Here is an 18,961-nt window from a genome sequence, read left to right on the forward strand (position 1 = left end):
ATCGCTAATTATTAGAGAATTAAAAAGTGTCAAATAAAAGAATTCTCCATAATGTATTTACTCTCTTGGTAGTTATTTGTAATAATAAAAATGTATTAATATATTAGAATGTTGTTTGTATTTAAAAAAATAAAAATGCCACAGATAGTGGCAAAGAAATAATATTAACTTTAAAGGAATTTATATCGTTCATTCCTTATAAGAGAGTACCTGTCCAAACCTTCTTTATCCACATTTTTACGAACTGGGGCACCATTTTAAAAAAAGTTACAGGTGCCCCAGCAAGTGCCCCAAAAAGTGCCCCAGTTAAATACATTTAGATATGCTTCGTTAGACAGGTATAGAAACCCTCATTAATACTAAACCTTGATATTATGCACATCAAAAAATTAAAAACATCAGGATAGAAACCAAGGTCATAAGTTATGCTTATCAAAAAAGATAATATTAATGTAATTTACTTATGAATATAAATGCGCTATCATGGGTATTGGAGAAAAGATGCTACACATTTTTAAAGCCTTTTCAAAAAGATATATTAGGGGGATCCGCAAATGGCACAAGGTAATTTACACAACAGCCGTGCATCATTCGAAGTGAATGGTAAAACTTACAATTACTATGACTTAGCTGCGATTGAAAAAGCTGGCGTTGCAAAAGTTTCAAACCTTCCTTACTCAATTAAAGTATTATTAGAATCTGTTTTACGTCAATATGATGCGTATGTAATTAAAGAAGAACACGTAAACGAATTAGCGAAATGGGGTAACGGTGCTGACCCAGAGGCAGAAGTACCATTTAAACCTTCTCGTGTTGTATTACAAGACTTTACTGGTGTACCAGTAGTTGTTGACCTTGCATCTCTTCGTTCTGCAATGAAAGAAATGGGCGGCGACCCAAGCAAAATCAACCCTGCTATTCCAGTTGACCTTGTAATTGACCACTCAGTACAAGTTGACAAATACGGTAATGCATCTGCATTACAAGCAAACATGGACCTAGAATTTGAACGTAACGCTGAGCGTTATAACTTCTTAAAATGGGCTCAAACTGCTTACAATAACTTCCGTGCTGTACCACCAGCAACTGGTATCGTTCACCAAGTAAACTTAGAGTACTTAGCTCCAGTTGTACACGTAAACGAAAATGCTGATGGCACATTCGAAACATTCCCAGATTCAGTAGTAGGTACTGACTCTCATACAACAATGATCAACGGTATCGGTGTTCTTGGATGGGGCGTAGGTGGTATCGAAGCTGAAGCAGGTATGCTTGGTCAGCCTTCATACTTCCCAATTCCAGAAGTTATCGGTGTTAAATTAGTTGGCGATCTTCCAAACGGAACAACTGCTACTGACTTAGCATTAAAAGTAACACAAGTATTACGTCAACGTGGCGTAGTTGGTAAATTCGTTGAGTTCTTCGGACCTGGCGTATCTAAATTACCACTAGCTGACCGTGCGACAATCTCTAACATGGCTCCTGAATATGGTGCTACATGTGGTTACTTCGCAATCGACGAAGAATCATTAAACTACATGCGTTTAACTGGTCGTGACGAAGAGCACATCGCGGTTGTAGAAGCTTACTTAAAAGCGAACCACATGTTCTTCGATCCAACATTAGAGCCAGTTTACACTGACGTTTTAGAAGTAAACTTAGCTGAAATCGAACCAAACCTTTCTGGTCCTAAACGTCCACAAGACTTAATTCCACTTTCTCAAATGCGTTCTCGTTACAAAGAAGCAGTAGTGGCACCACAAGGTACACAAGGTTTCGGTTTAACAGAAGATGAATTCGCAAAAACTTCTGTAGCGAAATTCGCTGAAGGCGATGTAGAAATTCCAACAGGTGCTGTTGCGATTGCTGCGATCACTTCTTGTACAAACACTTCTAACCCATACGTATTAATTGCTGCGGGCTTAGTGGCGAAAAAAGCTGTAGAAAAAGGTTTAACAGTGCCGAAATGGGTAAAAACTTCTTTAGCACCAGGTTCTAAAGTTGTAACTGGTTACCTTGAAGATTCAGGTTTACAAACATACCTTGACCAAATCGGTTTCAACACTGTAGGTTATGGTTGTACAACATGTATCGGTAACTCAGGTCCATTATTACCTGAAATCGAAGAAGCAATTAAAGCAAATGACTTATTCGTAACTTCAGTTCTTTCTGGTAACCGTAACTTTGAAGGTCGTGTACACCCACTTGTAAAAGCTAACTACTTAGCTTCTCCACCACTTGTTGTTGCTTATGCACTTGCTGGTACAGTGGATATCGATCTACAAAAAGATTCATTCGGTAAAGATAAAGATGGTAACGAAGTATTCTTCGCTGATATCTGGCCATCAACTGAAGAAGTTAATGCAGTATTAGGTACTGTTGTTAACCGTGAGTTATTCCAAAAAGAATACGAAACTGTATTCACAGCGAACGAAAAATGGAATGCAATTGAAACATCAACTGAGTCTCTATACACATTTGATGACAAATCAACTTACATCCAAAACCCACCATTCTTCCAAGGTCTTGCAAAAGAGCCAGAAGCTATTAAAGGCTTAGACGGCTTACGCATTATGGCGAAGTTCGGTGACTCAATCACAACTGACCATATTTCTCCAGCTGGTGCAATCGGTAAAGATACACCTGCAGGTAAATATTTAATTGAAAACGGTGTTGCAATCCGTGACTTCAACTCTTACGGTTCTCGTCGTGGTAACCACGAAGTAATGATGCGTGGTACATTTGCAAACATCCGTATCCGTAACCAAGTTGCTCCTGGTACAGAGGGTGGATTCACTACTTACTGGCCAACAGGCGAAGTAGAGTACATCTATGACGCATGTATGAAATACCAAGAGCAAGGTACTGGCTTAGTCGTACTTGCTGGTAACGACTACGGTATGGGTTCTTCTCGTGACTGGGCTGCGAAAGGTACATTCCTACTTGGCGTGAAAACTGTTATCGCACAATCTTACGAGCGTATCCACCGTTCTAACCTAGTAATGATGGGTGTTCTTCCACTTCAATTTATGCCAGGTGAATCTGCTGATACATTAGGCTTAACTGGTAAAGAAGAAATCTCTGTTAACATTACTGACAACGTAAAACCACGTGAAATCTTAACAGTAACTGCTAAATCTGAAGACGGCACAGTTAAAACTTTCCAAGCTTTAGCTCGTTTCGACTCAGAAGTAGAAGTAGACTACTACCGTCATGGTGGTATCCTACAAATGGTTCTACGCGCAAAAGCTGCTGAGTAATCATCATCATAAAAACCGATCTCTTAGGAGGTCGGTTTTTTTATTTGATTCATTAAAATGGTGGATAGACCAAACCAAATGACGGATATAATGGATAATTATAATTTAATTTCCAACTTACCTAGCATTTTCCCCGTTCTTTCGATAAAATTAATAGGCAAGCATTAAATTTACATAAACGGGGGACGATTGATTATGACAAAGAAGAAACATAAGCTTTATACAGCGGCTACAGCTGCAATGGCGGTTACTGCTGTGGCGGTAGTACCTGTTTCGGCGGCTAGTCCATTTTCAGATGTGAGTGAAGATTATGCGCATTTTAACAGTATTTCCACATTGCATGCAGCAGATATCATTAATGGTTTTCCAGATGGTACATTTAAGCCTTCAAAGGATGTAACACGTGGACAGGCAGCGAAGATGATAGCAAGTGCTTTTCATCTAACTACAACGGATATGACTGTCGAGAATCCGAATTTTAAGGATGTCGACTCATCTAGCCCATACTATAAAGCGATTGTTACATTAGTTAATCTTGGCGTTGTACAAGGCTATGAGGATGATACATTCCGTCCAAATGATACAATTACTCGTGGTCAAATGGCGGTAATGGTAGCTGAGGCTGCAGGTTTAACAGCGGAAGGTAAAAGTCCATTTACAGATGTACAGCAAAATAGTCCATTTGCAGATGCAGTAACAGCCCTGTATGAGGCAGGCATTGCGAAGGGTGTTACTGCCACAGAATTTGGTGTAGATAAAAATGTTACACGTGGTCAGTTAGCAACATTTATTGTGAACGCATTAGGTTTAGCTGAGGATACACAGCCTACAACGGAAGAAAAAGAGGAGCAAGTAACAGAAGAACAGCCTACTACATCAAAGGATAGTGCTTTGTTAGAGGAAGTATTTACGAAAACATTAGCCAAGCAAAAAGAGCTAAAAAGCATGAAGGCTACCATGACGATCTCTCAGACAGTAGAGGCAAACGATGGTAAGGAAACCATGAAAATGGAGTCTAAAGGCAACATGAAGATGGAAATTGTTACAGAGCCAATGCAATTCTTTGCTGATGGAACAATGGCTTTAACAGATCCAACAAGTGGTGAAGCGATTAATTTGCCGATTAAAATGTATATGACGGCTAAAGATGGTATGTATATGTATGAGGCAGAACAAAAGGCCTGGGTAAAGTTCCCGAAACAATTATTTGAGGATGTACTGAGCCAAACAGGGATGCAGCCAGATGCAACTGAACAATTGGAGATGCTACAAGCATTTGCCGAAGATTTCTCATTAGTAGAAACAGCAAACCGTTATGAATTAACATTAAAGGGCTCTGGCGAAAAATTCACAGAGCTAGTGAAGCAGCAGCTTGGCGCTATGGATTTAGGAATGGAAGCCGATTTAGAGGCGCAAATGGGTAATATTTCCTTTGATGGTCTCACATATAAATTATTGATTAATAAAGAAACATTCGATGTAGAAGAAATTGCTATGGACATGACATTAAAGATGCAAGTAGAAGGCAATTCGATCAAAACAAGACAGCAAACAACGATCAAATATCATGATTTCAATGCGGTAACGACAATTACGATTCCAAAAGATGTGCTAGACAATGCAAAGGAAATGGATTTGAGTGCATCAGAAACAGCACCAGTAAGTAAATAATACAAAAAGTAGGTTTATGCCAAGTATATTGGCGTAAACCTACTTTTTTATGCCTTAGTGGAAGCCCATTAATTCTTTTACTTTCGCTGTGTTTGAAGCGGATGTCAGTGTTTCTAGTAAGCGAAAGGCAACATCAAAGGCTGTTCCTGGATTGGAGGAGGTAATGATATGGTCAGTTTGCACAATGCGCTCGTTGATAATTGCCGCACCATAGCCTTTTAGCTGTGCTAAACGTTTACTTGTTGGATGATTATAGGTTGTTGCTTGACGATGCTGAAGAATTCCACTGTGGCCTAAAATAAGAGAAGCTACACAGATTGTTGCAATCGGTTTTTTCTGTTCATCAAAGTGACGAACGACTGCCTGAAATTCCTCGCTAAACGCATCCTCATAAAAACCGGCTTCCTCAAAGCCTCCAGGAATCGCTAATGCATCAAAATCCTCTAATACAATTTCATGGAGCAATTTTTCAGGAGTGACTTTAAAATTCCAGGTGCATTGCAGCTGTTCATGCAGGCCGACCGTAACCACATCTGTTGTACCATCACCTTCCCACTTATTCCAGCCGAGCACATCAGTAAAGACGCTTGCCTCCACCGCTTCAAAGCCATTTGCTAATAGTAACAATATTTTTTTCATAGTTGTTTTGCCTCCTTTATTGATATTATTGTAAACAAAAGGGAGAAAAGATTACATACGTTGTATAATGGATTTTAAGTAAAAAACCTTATTTGAAAAGGTATTATGTCATAAATAATTGATTTAGAAAGGTGATGGACCATGGATCATATTGATACACAAATTTTACAGCAGTTACAGCAAAATGCCAAAATCTCGATGAAGGAATTAGCTACTACCGTTCATTTATCCTCTCCTGCTGTTATTGAAAGAGTCAAAAAGCTGGAGGAGCAGGGTGTGATTGAAGGCTATCATGCAAAGGTAAATTTGAAAAAGATGGAGCGTACGATTGAAGCTATTATTTTATTTAAATCCATTGATTGTAAAAGTCTTTCTTCATTTTGTAATGCCCATCCTGATGTTTTGGCATGCTATCGGGTGGCAGGAGAAATTAGCTATATTGTTCAACTAGCAACCTATTCAGTAGAAACATTAGAACAATTTATTGATGCGGCTATGCCCTATGGCACACCCTCTACTAATATCGTGTTATCTTCAACGGAAAAACAGGTGATTACCCCATTTGCTGACAATGATTTGGGGTAAATGACAAAAAAAGCAAACCTCGAAACCGTGAGCACCGTTTATAGGGTAGAGAGGAGGAAGAATGTTGCTAATTCATGAACTGGAAAGAATAATGGAACAGCATACAGAGAGGCTTATTCGTCTTGCCTTTTACTATGTTAGAGATTTACAAAGCGCTGAAGATATCGTACAGGATGTCTTTATTAAATTCTATGATAATCAGCAAAACTATGAGGAACGTGGGGAGCTAAAGGCGTATTTATCGAAATTAGTTAGTAATCGAAGTAAAGATTATTTACGCAGCTGGACCTATGGGAAAATTCAAGTGCAACAGAAGATTTTTCCACAGCAAACCGTCATGAGAAGAGATATGCTTGTACAGCAAGATGAACGTACTTTGATTGAAAATGCGATTCTAGCTCTCCCCTTCAAGCAGCGAGAGGTCATTATACATTTTTATTTTGAAGAAATGCCTGTGGTGGACATTGCAGAGCTGTTAACGATTCCTGAAAGCACCGTCAAAACAAGGCTACGTCGTGGACGAGAGTTATTAAAGCTACAATTGCAGCATGTTGAATGGGAGGTGCTTCTGCATGAGTAAAATGGATGCTCGTGTAGTAAGGGATTTATCAGAAAGCAAAAAGCGTGTGATGACAAATGTGGTTCAGCATTTACACCAACGCCATGAAAAAAAACCTGCAAAACGCTGGCCATATGGTGTTTTGGCTATGATTTTAAGTGTCTGCATAGGGCTGTTTATATATCAGCAATATAATGAACAACAACAGCAAGCTTCTACTATTCCACCCGTATTAGATGAGAGGATCTTAGAGCTGTATTTACAACTTGATTCTTTTATGAACGGAAAGAATCGTTTATATAAGGCAAGCTTTGATAATTTTTTATATTTTGAATCGACCTTTGCTTATGCGCAATCGAAAAAACTAGTACCTACACAAGAGCAAATAGATAAGGCACTCGAACAGTTCATGCAAGAGTGGAGCTATGAAAACGATACTCGGCCAACTTATGAGAAGCTTCTGCAAATGTTGCAAGTCACAAACGAAGGGTTTATAGAGAACTATGGCAAGCCAATTGCCTATAAAATGGCTACATTTGACTTATTATGGGAGGCAAGCCAAGCCGATTATAAGGATGTAAGTAATCCCATTCGTACATGGCTTGTCGAGCAAAAAGCCATGAATTATTTAGAACAACATTATCATAAAGACATTGCCTCCTTACGAGAAAAATATAAAATCCCAGAAAAGGACAGCCAAATGAAGCTCATCAGAAGTGGAACGGTCTTAGCGATCAAGGAACATGAATTTTTAGTTGTCTCAGGCGTCTTAGATAGCGAGATTGGTCAAAAATCTGTAGATGAATTAGTGCAGAAACATAGAAATGGTACATGGTTCCCTCTAGTGGATGTCCCGAAAACACTATCAGTTGGTGACCGAGTAGAAGTCCAGTATAGGCAGTCGATTGGGAACGATGACGCTCAGCCATTCATTGATTATAAGGATATCGTAGAGATGAAAATAGTAAAGGAATTTCAATAACAAGAAGCTAGACATTCAATGATTTTAGAATGTCTAGCCTTTTCTTTAAAGTGGGAATCATATACAATAGTTGTAATATTTTTCTAAAATAGAGGTGTTGATTTGGTATTTGCTATATTAGATAATGCGACAGCGTTTTTCCTAAGCTTACCTCTTCTACTGATTTATTTAAAAAGTATGTCACAGGAAGAATCCTTTTGGCGTTGGTCAATGCCCTTATGGCTGTTGAATTACTTTTGCATTCGATATTTTGTCTCGGATGGAGAAATTTTTTGGGTTGTCCTCTTTTGGCAGCTACTATTTTTATGGCCAATTAGTCTAGCAATCTATATCCATTTATACAACAAGGAAAAGAAGTGGGCATTTTATATAGGCTTAAAGAAAAAGCATGTTGTGATTGTGGCAACATTGATGCTGCTATTTGGGAGCTCACTCGTTTATTCACTTTATCAGGCAAATCAGCAGGTGATTGCGTTCCATCAGCAAGTAATGCAGGAGCTTGAGGATAGTTCAGACCGACAGCTTTATTTGATGCACAATACAATGAAGCCTACGACGCTTCTTGAAGTAGCGGATGATATAGCTGATGTGCGAAAGGGGCAGGTGAATGCATTTACCTTTCCTTGGCGCAGTAAGGTGATTGTACACCAAGATAATTGGCAAAAGGAATTTACATATGTCCGTTTTAATGAGAGCTGGAAGTTAGATGGAATATACCGAGAAAGTGAGTATCAAAATAAATAAGCAAAGGGGAGTCAAAGAGTTGATACAAGATGTACTGAAGGAAGAAGAATTAAAGGATCGATTAAAGGCATTAAAAAAGGGACAAGCAACAATGGAGCTAGAAAATCAAGAGCAGCTTGTGCATTCCATGTTAGCACATATCGGTTCTATTGATAGTGAGCTACGAGATATTTATATTTATGGCAGCTTTTATGAATGGATTTTAGAAAAAAACTTGCTAGACCATCGTTCCTTAACGGAGTTATGGGATTATAGCTTAAACCATTTATTAGTTAAGGGAATTGGAGAAAAGGAATCAGATTGGGTCTTTACTCGCTCATTTACATCATTATTAGTAGCGCTTATTTTAGCAAGAGATCTACAGGATAATTTTTTGTCCAAGGCTAGCATAGCGGACTGTCAAACAAAGTTACTAAGCTATGTATCATCTGAAAAGGATGTAAGAGGCTATGTGCCTGGCAAGGGATGGGCACATAGTGTGGCGCATGTTTCAGATGCTATCGATGAACTGGTGAAAAATCCAAAATCATTGAAAACAGCCTATCCGGATATGTTGCATGCATTATGGTCCATCTATTTACAACCGGATTACGTTTTTATCCATGATGAGGATGAACGACTATTAGTGCCTATATTCGCGATGTTGGAGCAGGGGCTGGAACAAAATGAAGTCATCCATATAGTGCAGCAAATGCCATTAACCTTAGCCGTATTAAAGGAAAAGCTGAGTGAGGAACAATACAGAATAGTACTATTCAATAGTAAAACATTGCTAAAGAGCTTTTTGATTCAAACCATTCATCAGCCACAATATGCTGATCTCCATCAAAGTATTGTCACTTGTCTCAACGAAATTTTTTAGGTTGTCCACCGTTGACAGACAATTGGTAATTTGCTAAGATGAAGGACAATAAAAGCATACAAATTCGTTGATGAGAAAGAGTAGTGTTTCACTTTGTTCTACAGAGAGCCGACATTTGGTGGAAGTCGGTGTGCAGGTGTTACATGAAAATCCTCTCTGAGAAGATTAGCTGAATCGAGTAAGTTAATCCGGGTGTCTACCGTTAAAAAGAACACGTATGATTGTACGTTGCTGAGCGCTATTGGCCATCGTGTCAATAGAATTAGGGTGGTATTCGCGGTTAACCCCGTCCCTTTACCTAGGGACGGGGTTTTTTGTATGCCTTTTATACAAATTTGCTTGTATAGGAGGAACTAATATGCAGAAAGTACAAAAGAAGGAAACAACAGTGGAACGAGAAACAAGGATTCGTACATTGTGGGCGCAAGAAGGGACCTTCGCCAAATCCGTAAGTAATCGTGCTGGACAGCAGCCCTTTGTATTTTATGAGGGACCCCCAACAGCGAATGGTTTACCACATGTCGGCCATGCATTTGGTAGAACCATAAAAGATGTGGTGGCACGTTACAAAACGATGCAAGGCTATTTGGTTGAACGAAAAGCTGGTTGGGATACACATGGTTTACCTGTGGAATTAGGGGTAGAAAAGGCATTAGGGATCTCAGGTAAGCAGGAGATTGAGAACTATGGGGTGGAGCCATTTATTCAAGCATGTAAAAAGAGCGTTTTTATCTATGAGCAAAAATGGCGTACTTTTACAGAGCAACTTGGCTACTGGCTCGACATGGATGATCCTTACCTAACACTTAGTAATGACTATATCGAATCAGTGTGGCATATTTTAAGCCATGTTCACAAGGAAAAACTGTTATACAAGGGACATCGCGTTTCACCTTATTGCCCTAGTTGTCAAACTTCCTTAAGCTCTCATGAGGTGGCACAGGGCTATAAGGATGTCAAGGATTTATCCGTTACTGCAATGTTTAAGCTAGAGGATCGAGACGAATATTTCTTAGGCTGGACAACGACGCCTTGGACATTACCAGCCAATGTAGCCTTAGCTATGAATCCTACTCTTCGATATGTCCGTGTAAGGCATGCAAACAGCATCTATATACTAGCCAAATCGTTGGTAGCAAAGGTTTTTTCAGAGCCTGTTGAGATATTAAGTGAGCATGACGGTCAGGATTTTGCAGGTGTTTCCTATCGATCGCCATTTTCCTATCTAGCCGTCGATAAAGGGCATATCGTTGTCATGGCAGATTATGTGACAGAGCAAAGTGGCACAGGAATTGTACACATAGCACCTGCTTATGGAGAGGACGATTATAAAACGATGCAGCAACATGGCTTGTCCTTTGTCAATGTAGTTGATCTTAAAGGCTGTTATACAGAAGCGGTACCTGAGCTTGTTGGACGATTTGTAAAGGACTGTGATGTCGACATCATTAAAATGCTTGCAGCAAAAGAGCTTTTATTTACTAAAGAAAAATATGAGCATAGCTACCCACATTGCTGGCGCTGTGATTCACCATTATTGTACTATGCAACAGATAGCTGGTTTATCAAAATGTCGGCAGTAAAAGAGCAGCTTTTACAAAATAATCAGCAGGTGACATGGTACCCTAGCCATATCAAAGATGGACGATTTGGCAACTTCCTAGAAAACTTAGTGGATTGGAATATTAGTCGTAATCGTTATTGGGGGACACCACTCAATGTGTGGGTCTGTCAGGATTGCAGTCATGAGGAGGCACCTAACAGTGTTGCAGCACTCCAACAATTAGCCAAAGGAGCTGTCGATGAACAATTAGAGCTGCATAAGCCATTTATAGATGACATTGTCTGTACCTGTCCTGTCTGCCAGGGCGACATGAGACGTACGCCTGAAGTTATTGATGTTTGGTTTGACAGTGGCTCGATGCCATTTGCCCAACAGCATTATCCTTTTGAAGATGTTGCGAACTTTCATCATCAATTTCCAGCAGATGTGGTCATTGAGGGGATCGACCAAACGCGAGGATTTTACTATAGCTTATTAGCAGTATCGACCTTGTTTACAGGAAAACCACCTTATAAAAATGTGCTATCGCTAGGGCATGTACTCGATGAGCATGGACAGAAGATGTCCAAAAGTAAAGGCAATGCATTAGAGCCTGTTGAGTTAATCGAGGAGTATGGAGCAGATGCTCTACGTTGGGCATTTTTAGTGGATAGCTCACCATGGAATCCAAAGCGTTTTTCTAAGAAAATTGTCTTAGATGCGAAATCTAAGCTGGTGGATACACTCGACAATACGTTTACATTTTATGACATGTATGCCAAGATCGATGGCTTTACGTATGATGCTACAAATACAGGTACACGTTCACAGCTAGATCATTGGATATTGTCTCGCTTACATCACACTATCCAGCTTGTCACAACTTCTATGGATGATTATCAATTTACACAGGCTACACGGGAAATTGGTCAATTGGTGGAAGAATTAAGCAACTGGTATATCCGTCGTTCACGTGCTAGATTTTGGGCAAATGGAATGACAGCAGATAAACGGGGTGCATTTAGTACACTATACGAGGTACTGACATCCATTTGTCAATTAGTAGCTCCGTTTACGCCGTTTATAGCAGAGGATATTTACCGTCAATTATGTGGGAAAAGTGTTCATCTTGAGAAATACCCATTATTCGACGATCAACTAGTGGATGTGAAGCTTGAACAAGGAATGGCAACAGTCTTAACAGTTGTGGAACTTGGACGTAGCATTCGCAATAGTCAGGGAATAAAGGTCAAGCAGCCTTTAAGTGAACTCATTGTTGCCTTAAAAGGTGAACTGTCGGATTACCAAGCCTATAGCGAGCTCATTCAGGATGAGTTAAACATCAAAGCCTGTAGATGGTCACATGATTTTTCAGCCTATGAACGCGTGCATTATAAATTGAACTTTAAAACAGCGGGAGCGGCATTTGGTCCAAAGGTTAATCAAGTAAAAGAATATGTGTTGACATTAACAGAGGAAGAGAAACAAAAGCTACAACATCATGAAACTGTGGATCTCATGATGGATGGTCAACAGCTAACATTATTAAGGGAACATGTAATAGCTGAATCAATCGTCAAGGACCATTATATTTTAGCGGAGGATAGCACCTGCCGTGTCTTGATGAATGTACAACTAACGGAGTGCCTACTACAAGAAGGGCAAATGCGAGAATTGATTCGTACAATACAAGATGCACGGAAAAAATGGCAGCTACCAGTGACGCAATATGTATCGATTGCCTTTAATGGTAGTCCAAAGGTACTTTCCATCATTCAGCAGCACGAAGCTTTATTACAAGCCAATGTATTAGTCAAAGCTATTCATTATGGTGAGGTATGGCCTCATGCAAAATCCATTGAGACGGCATTGTTTACTGAAAAGCTCACTTTATTTGTCTCTCTATAAAAGAAATGCTCAGGGAATCCCTGAGCATTTTCTATGTACGCTATAATAAGCCACTTGCGAGATAACATGCTGTTGCCCAAATAAAGATGGCGGAGCATTTATTAAATAGTCGCATCAACTTTCCAGAGCCGTCTAGTTTTTTGAACGAGGCGCCAGTCAATGTGAGACCGAAAAACCATAGCCAGGAAATGAACACACAAGCAACGGTGAACATCATTTGCTCGGTTCCACTATATTTTAATGCGCTCGTACCAATGACACCGATTGTATCTAAAATAGCATGTGGGTTGAGCAGTGACACAGAGAGTGCGAAGAGAATTTGTTTTTTTATAGGCAATGCTTCGCTATTTTCAGTGTTTACTGGATTTGAACGCCAAATGCTATAGCCCATATAAAGTAAAAAAATGATACCTATAGTCATTAAAGTGATACGCAGCCACTCAAACTGTAGAACTATTAATGACAGACCGAATACCGCAAGTAGAATAAGCAGTGTATCACAGATCGCAGCTGTCACACCTGCTGGCAAAGCGCGCAATAAAGTTGGTTGTGTAGCACCTTGTGAAAAAACAAAAACATTTTGTACGCCTAATGGCAAAATAAGTCCAAATGCTAAAATGATTCCATGAAGAAAAGCTTCCAACGATCATACCTCCTTTCTTTACTCATTTTAGATATGGTATAACTAAAAGAAAACGACCAATTGGATGGTTTTTTATCCACCCAATTTTATAGTGGAAGGAGAAGGAACATGAGCTGGCAGCCGAATAGACGAAGTGATAATACATTACAGCAGCAGATTGTACAGTGGATAACAGCCAATGTGGAACGAGGAGACTGGGCTGCAGGGACAAAACTACCTACCCAAAGACAGTTGGCCATGCAGTTCGATGTGAATCGTAGCACGGTTCAGCAGGCTTTGGAGGAATTAAAAGCAATGGGCATTCTTGAAGCAAAAGTAGGCTCTGGTGTTTATGTTACGCACAATTCCTGGCATGCATTAATCCAACAAACACAGCCGAATTGGCAAACCTATATCGAAACAAGCATCCATAAGCCAAACTACCACACTATCCAATTAATTAATGAATACGAACAGCGTGATGATGTAATTCGTTTAGGAACAGGAGAGCTAGCACCTTGCTTGTTGCCCACCAAGGAAATAGAAGCTTCACTGCGAGAGCTATCCTTTCAATCCAAAGCATTAGGCTACTCTTCGCCACAAGGCAATGATCAGCTTCGTAAAGCTATTTGTAAATATGTCCAAAAAAGAGGCATTACTGCTGAGCCTCAAAACGTCTGTATAGTCTCAGGTGCTCTTCAGGCACTTCAATTGATTGCTGTTGGCTTATTAGAGCAGGGGTCCATTGTGTTCCAGGAGCCAACCTCCTATTTAAATTCTGTCCATCCATTTCAGTCAGTCGGCATGCAAATGATTAGTATTGATCGTGATGAACAACTTGTCCAAACATTGACGCAAAGGAAACGAAAGAAACAAGCCGTGTTTTATGCCATACCTACTTTACATAATCCTACAGGTCATGTGTGGACAGGACGGGAAAAAGAACAGCTATATGAAGCATGTCAGGCATCACGCATTCCAATTATAGAGGATGATGTCTACCATGAATTGCTTTTTGAAGAGACGTCACCGCCGATTAAGGCCATGGATAATAGTGGACAAGTTCTTTATATTGGCAGCGTCTCGAAAACCTTAAGCCCTGGGCTACGAATTGGCTGGCTCATTGGTCCAACCACTGTCATTGAGCGATTAGCCGATATAAAAATGCAAACAGACTATGGCTCAAGTGCCATTTCACAAGAAATTGTCCTTCATTGGCTGCAATCAGGAAAATATGAAAAGCATCTTGCTGGATTGCGTCAACAATTAAAGGAGCGAGCCGATTTTACGGAACAGCTGTTAACGGAGAAATTTACAGAGGTGGCGAATTGGAGCAAACCAAAGGGAGGTTTTTATATTTGGCTTAAGTTTCATGAGTCGCTTGTAGATAAAGACTTTTTTATGAAGCTATTGCAGCAACAAATATTAATCAATCCAGGCTATATCTACGATCCACACGATCATCACCATATTCGGCTATCCTATGCCTATGCAACCTTTGAAGAATTACAAGAAGGCTTACGAATCCTGCATGAATGTGTGGTTGCGGCTATGGTACGAAAGAGTAAGTAAGGACTTTCTGAGGTTAGGGAAACGTGGAAGTGAGGAGGTCGCTCTAAATAAGGTGAGAAGTGATCTAAAAAGAGAGGAATCCGCTCCAAAGTGATTGAGAAGTGATCAAAAAAGTGAGGCCCCCGTTCTAAAGTGAGTGAGAGGTGATCCAAAAAGCGAGGCCCCTGCTCCGAATTCAGTGAGAAGCGATCAAAAAAGTAAGAAACCCGCTCCAAAGTGAATGAAAAGTGATCATAAAGATGAAGACCCCGCTCCAAAGTGGTTGAGAGGTGATCAAAAAAGTGAGGCCCCCGTTCTAAAGTGAGTGAGAGGTGATCCAAAAAGCGAGGCCCCTGCTCCAAATTCAGTGAGAAGCGATCAAAAAAGTAAGAAACCCGCTCCAAAGTGAATGAAAAGTGATCATAAAGATGAAGACCCCGCTCCAAAGTGGTTGAGAGGTGATCAAAAAAGTAAGGTCCCCGCTCCAAAGAAAGTGAGAAGCGATCAAAAAAGTAAGAAACCCGCTCCAAAGTGAGTAAGAGGTGATCCAAAAGAGAGGAATCCGCTCTAAAGTAATTGAAAAGTGATCAAAAAAGTGAGGCATCCGCTCCAAAGTGATTGAAAAGTGATCAAAAAATGAGGCCCCCGCTCCAAAGAAAGTGAGAAGCGATCAAAAAAGTAAGAAACCCGCTCCAAATTCAGTGAGAAGTGATCAACATAGCAAGCCCTCTCTTAATCAAGTATCCACGCTCAGTCACTCATCTCAACAGCAGAAAAGAAAGTGAATAATCCGAGCATTGTATCCATACATTTTAGAAGAATAGAAGTATTTTAGTTTGATTACGAACATAAAGAGGTGAACGATTGGAGAATTTGCCACCGGGTTATTTTCAGGTGCCTCAGCCTATTCGAGGTGATGGGGCTGGAGGGGTGGATAAGGGGCCACGGGATGTTATGAGGGATTTAGAAAATCCTGATATGCTGGTGCCACCAACGACCGATGCGGGTTTGATTCCAAATTTGCGTTTCTCGTTTTCCGACACGCATATGACCTTAAATCAAGGTGGATGGTCTCGGGAAATTACGGTTCGTGAATTGCCGATTGCTACGACTTTGGCGGGTGTGAATATGAGTTTGACACCGGGGGGCGTACGTGAGCTACACTGGCATCAGCAGGCGGAGTGGTCGTATATGCTGCTTGGTCATGCTCGTATTACTGCTGTCGATCAGAATGGTTGTAACTTTATAGCGGATGTGGGGCCAGGCGATTTATGGTATTTTCCACCTGGCATACCTCATTCCATTCAAGGGCTTGAGGACGGCTGCGAATTTTTATTAGTATTTGATGATGGGCATTTCTCTGATCTGAATACACTGTCTATCTCGGATTGGTTTGCTCATACGCCAAAAGAAGTGTTATCAGCGAATTTTGGAGTTCCTATTCATGCTTTCGATCACATTCCGGGTGAACAAGTGTATATTTATCAGGATCGAGTGCCAGGTCCTATCGAATCACAGAAAGTGCAATCTCCTTATGGGGAGGTTCCGCAAACCTTTAAACATCGTCTCTTGGCACAGCCACCATTGAAAACACCTGGAGGAAGTGTGCGCATTGTCGATTCGACTAATTTCCCAATCTCTAAAAATATCGCGGCTGCACTGGTGGAAATTGAGCCAGGGGCGATGCGGGAGTTGCATTGGCATCCGAACAACGATGAATGGCAATATTATCTGCAAGGAAAAGGACGTATGACAGTTTTCACAGGAAATGGAACGGCTCGAACATTTGATTATCGGGCGGGAGATGTTGGCTATGTACCATTTGCCACGGGACATTATATTGAAAATACTGGAACAGAGCCATTATGGTTTTTAGAAATGTTTAAAAGTGATCGATTCCAAGATGTGTCCTTAAATCAATGGATGGCCTTAACTCCGACAGAATTGGTGCAAAGTAATTTGCAGGTCGGTCCTGAGCTGCTAGAGGCACTCAGAAAAGAAAAATGGCCAGTAGTGAAATATCCTGGTTTTTCCTATTATCCGAAATAATCAAAGCAGGTGAGGATGTTCTCGCCTGCTTTTAGTTTAATATTGATATTTTTTGCGTGTCAGGAGCAAAATAGCGATGGCTGGTATTGTACAAATGAGCATGGCTGCGAAGGACAGACCTGGCGATATTTCGTATAAATAGCCACCTAAAAACGTCAGGATGGCGGTACTTAAGCCCATAGCTAATGCAGAGTATAACCCCTGTGCATTGGGGATTTGTTCCTTTGGTAGCGCTTTTGTTAAGTAGCGAATAAAGGCAAAATGTGCTAAAGCAAAGGATAATGCATGCAAGGTTTGCGAAGCGATAAATACCCAGACATTTGGGAACATAAAGATAAGTAACCAACGTAAGGAAGAGCCGCTCGCTGCTAAGAGTAATAAGGATGATGAGCGCCATTTCGTCAATAACGTATCAGCCTTCATAAAGTAAAGAATTTCGCAAATAACAGCGATATTAATAATCATACCCATATAGAATGGATCAACCTGTAAATCTTCTAAATAAATATAACCGTAGCTATAATAGGAGGCATGTGCTCCCTGTAGCAAGATCACGATGAATAAAACAATCGGGAAGCCTTTGATCGTCCATAGTGTTTTCATCGACAATGATTTTGCACGCTGTTCTTTTGTTGGTACTACGAGTAATTCCTTTGGTGTTGCTAATTGCTGCATAAGTAACATGCCCATCAACCCTATAATCATGCTCCAAAAGATGATGTTCTTTCCAAAAACGCCTGTTAGCATACTAATAATTAATACAGCGATGACAAAGCCAAATGAACCATAGGAACGGCTTTTACCATAATGAATATTACCATATTGGACAAGCGTAGCTGCACTGCTTTCCACAGCAGGTAATAGCGCTGGGTAAAAAACACTAAATAAAATAGTCACAATTAATAATGCTGTAAAGCCTGTACTTGGAATATAGAGCAAGGCTGTAAGCAGCGAGCCTATTGCTAAAATTGTAATGAGTCGTTTATTGTGTACATATTTTGCAAGTGTTGGGAAGAAGAAAAGATTGGATGTGGCACGAGCTAGTAGCCCACAGCCCATCACTACACTTGCCTGCGAGACGGTTAGATGTTTGGCATCCACCAGCCAACCTGTCCAGTAGGGTAAGAAAATGCCCCACGTGATAAAAAATGTAAAGAAATTCTGAGAAAGCCATCGTTGATTGTTCATATAATTTTCGTACCTCCATTAACTATGTTGAATAATAGCATGTTCATCGCTACAATAATGTGAGATATCTCATATTTTTTATAGGAGAGAGAGAAAAAAATGCATATTTTAACAGCTGAAGCTCGTACCCATTATCTTGAAAAATATCCGATCGATGATTTTTTCTCATTTGATATCAATCCCTATTTAGAAGTCCGTCAGTTTGACAAGGGTGAGTGGATCTTCCAGGAAGGCTCCTTTCCAGACACAGTGTATTACATGATAGAAGGAAAGGCGAAGCTCTATATGACACATAAAAATGGGAAGGTTTCGCTTATTGAATACCTAGAAGCTCCTCTTTTTATGGGGGAAATTGAATTATTAAATGAGGCTAGGTATACAAAGGGGATACAAACCGTCACCAAAACAATTTGCTATTCAATTACACAGTCATGTAAGGAGAAGTTACTTGCAGATGCCTTGTTTTTACGTAGACTTTGTGTATTTTTAGGGGAAAAAGCGACAAAAATGACATCTAAATATACACAAAATCAGGCCTATCCGTTGGAAAATCGCTTAGCAGCCTTTATCCAATTATCTGCCGACCAAGGTGTCTACAAGGAAAAGCATACGGAAATCTGTGAGTATTTAGGGGTCTCCTATCGCCATTTGTTATATGTCTTGGCACAGTTTTGTGAAGAGAGGATTTTGGAAAAGCGTAAGACGGGCTATCAAATTATTGATAAAACCCGTCTAGCCCAGCTTGCACAGGAAATACTATGAAAATAACCATTCCATAAAGGTTTCCTATTTTAATTT

At 40.2% G+C, this 18,961-nt stretch carries 14 protein-coding genes and 1 other annotated feature; of the genes, 11 read left to right on the forward strand and 3 right to left on the reverse strand.

Features of this window, described 5'->3' with window-relative positions; genetic code table 11:
- The first annotated feature begins 554 nt into the window (after positions 1–554).
- Together acnA and V1L66_RS10870 are read left to right on the forward strand one after the other, a co-directional pair.
- A complete protein-coding gene (gene acnA, locus V1L66_RS10865; RefSeq protein WP_016994223.1) occupies positions 555–3,260 on the forward strand; it encodes an aconitate hydratase AcnA in 2,706 nt (901 codons plus the stop codon).
- A 195-nt stretch (positions 3,261–3,455) separates the two neighbouring features.
- The gene (locus V1L66_RS10870; protein ID WP_333004228.1) at positions 3,456–4,931 is read left to right on the forward strand and encodes an S-layer homology domain-containing protein; all 1,476 of its coding nucleotides are present in this window, start codon (positions 3,456–3,458) and stop codon (positions 4,929–4,931) included.
- A 54-nt stretch (positions 4,932–4,985) separates the two neighbouring features.
- Here the strand turns inward: V1L66_RS10870 and V1L66_RS10875 are convergent, their stop codons facing one another.
- On the reverse strand, positions 4,986–5,570 hold the full coding sequence (locus V1L66_RS10875; protein WP_333004229.1) for a DJ-1/PfpI family protein: 585 nt from the start codon (positions 5,568–5,570) through the stop codon (positions 4,986–4,988).
- Between the two features lie 141 nt (positions 5,571–5,711).
- Between V1L66_RS10875 and V1L66_RS10880 the strand changes: the two genes are divergently transcribed.
- The 6 genes from V1L66_RS10880 (at position 5,712) to ileS (ending at position 12,753) form a co-directional block, all read left to right on the forward strand.
- A complete protein-coding gene (locus V1L66_RS10880) occupies positions 5,712–6,155 on the forward strand; it encodes an Lrp/AsnC family transcriptional regulator (RefSeq protein ID WP_016994226.1) in 444 nt (147 codons plus the stop codon).
- Positions 6,156–6,216: 61 nt separating this feature from the next.
- A complete protein-coding gene (locus V1L66_RS10885) occupies positions 6,217–6,735 on the forward strand; it encodes a sigma-70 family RNA polymerase sigma factor (RefSeq protein WP_376747986.1) in 519 nt (172 codons plus the stop codon).
- Positions 6,728–7,696 (forward strand): DUF3221 domain-containing protein, encoded by a 969-nt coding sequence (locus tag V1L66_RS10890; RefSeq protein ID WP_333004232.1) that lies wholly within the window; start codon positions 6,728–6,730, stop codon positions 7,694–7,696. The genes V1L66_RS10885 and V1L66_RS10890 overlap by 8 nt, the downstream gene beginning before the upstream one ends.
- Positions 7,697–7,798: 102 nt before the next feature.
- Positions 7,799–8,440: a hypothetical protein gene (locus V1L66_RS10895; RefSeq protein ID WP_333004233.1), complete on the forward strand. Its 642-nt coding sequence runs from the start codon at positions 7,799–7,801 to the stop codon at positions 8,438–8,440.
- Positions 8,441–8,459: 19 nt separating this feature from the next.
- A complete protein-coding gene (locus V1L66_RS10900; RefSeq protein ID WP_333004234.1) occupies positions 8,460–9,302 on the forward strand; it encodes a DUF2785 domain-containing protein in 843 nt (280 codons plus the stop codon).
- Between the two features lie 58 nt (positions 9,303–9,360).
- Positions 9,361–9,599 (forward strand) — a binding site (T-box leader).
- Positions 9,600–9,660: 61 nt separating this feature from the next.
- Entirely contained in the window at positions 9,661–12,753 is a 3,093-nt protein-coding gene (gene ileS, locus V1L66_RS10905) for an isoleucine--tRNA ligase (RefSeq protein WP_333004235.1), read from the forward strand.
- A gap of 40 nt (positions 12,754–12,793) precedes the next feature.
- Here the strand turns inward: ileS and V1L66_RS10910 are convergent, their stop codons facing one another.
- Positions 12,794–13,396 carry a LysE/ArgO family amino acid transporter gene (locus V1L66_RS10910; RefSeq protein WP_333004237.1) on the reverse strand — a complete coding sequence of 201 codons (603 nt, stop codon included), beginning with the start codon at positions 13,394–13,396 and terminating at the stop codon, positions 12,794–12,796.
- A gap of 108 nt (positions 13,397–13,504) precedes the next feature.
- On the opposite strand from V1L66_RS10910, the gene V1L66_RS10915 reads away from it, so the two are divergent.
- On the forward strand, positions 13,505–14,947 hold the full coding sequence (locus V1L66_RS10915; RefSeq protein WP_333004239.1) for a PLP-dependent aminotransferase family protein: 1,443 nt from the start codon (positions 13,505–13,507) through the stop codon (positions 14,945–14,947).
- Positions 14,948–15,790: 843 nt separating this feature from the next.
- A complete protein-coding gene (locus tag V1L66_RS10920) occupies positions 15,791–16,975 on the forward strand; it encodes an oxalate decarboxylase family bicupin (protein ID WP_258859631.1) in 1,185 nt (394 codons plus the stop codon).
- Between the two features lie 36 nt (positions 16,976–17,011).
- Here V1L66_RS10920 and V1L66_RS10925 read toward each other — a convergent pair whose 3' ends face one another.
- Complete coding sequence (locus V1L66_RS10925) at positions 17,012–18,163, reverse strand: MFS transporter (protein WP_258859632.1); 1,152 nt, start codon at positions 18,161–18,163, stop codon at positions 17,012–17,014.
- Positions 18,164–18,262: 99 nt separating this feature from the next.
- Here V1L66_RS10925 and yeiL point away from each other — a divergent pair, with 99 nt between their 5' ends.
- Positions 18,263–18,925, forward strand: a complete 663-nt coding sequence (yeiL, locus tag V1L66_RS10930) for a transcriptional regulator YeiL (RefSeq protein WP_216486804.1) — start codon at positions 18,263–18,265, stop codon at positions 18,923–18,925.
- Positions 18,926–18,961: the final 36 nt, after the last annotated feature.

It is taken from the genome of Lysinibacillus sp. IITD104, from assembly GCF_036698265.2.
Classification (GTDB): domain Bacteria; phylum Bacillota; class Bacilli; order Bacillales_A; family Planococcaceae; genus Lysinibacillus; species Lysinibacillus boronitolerans.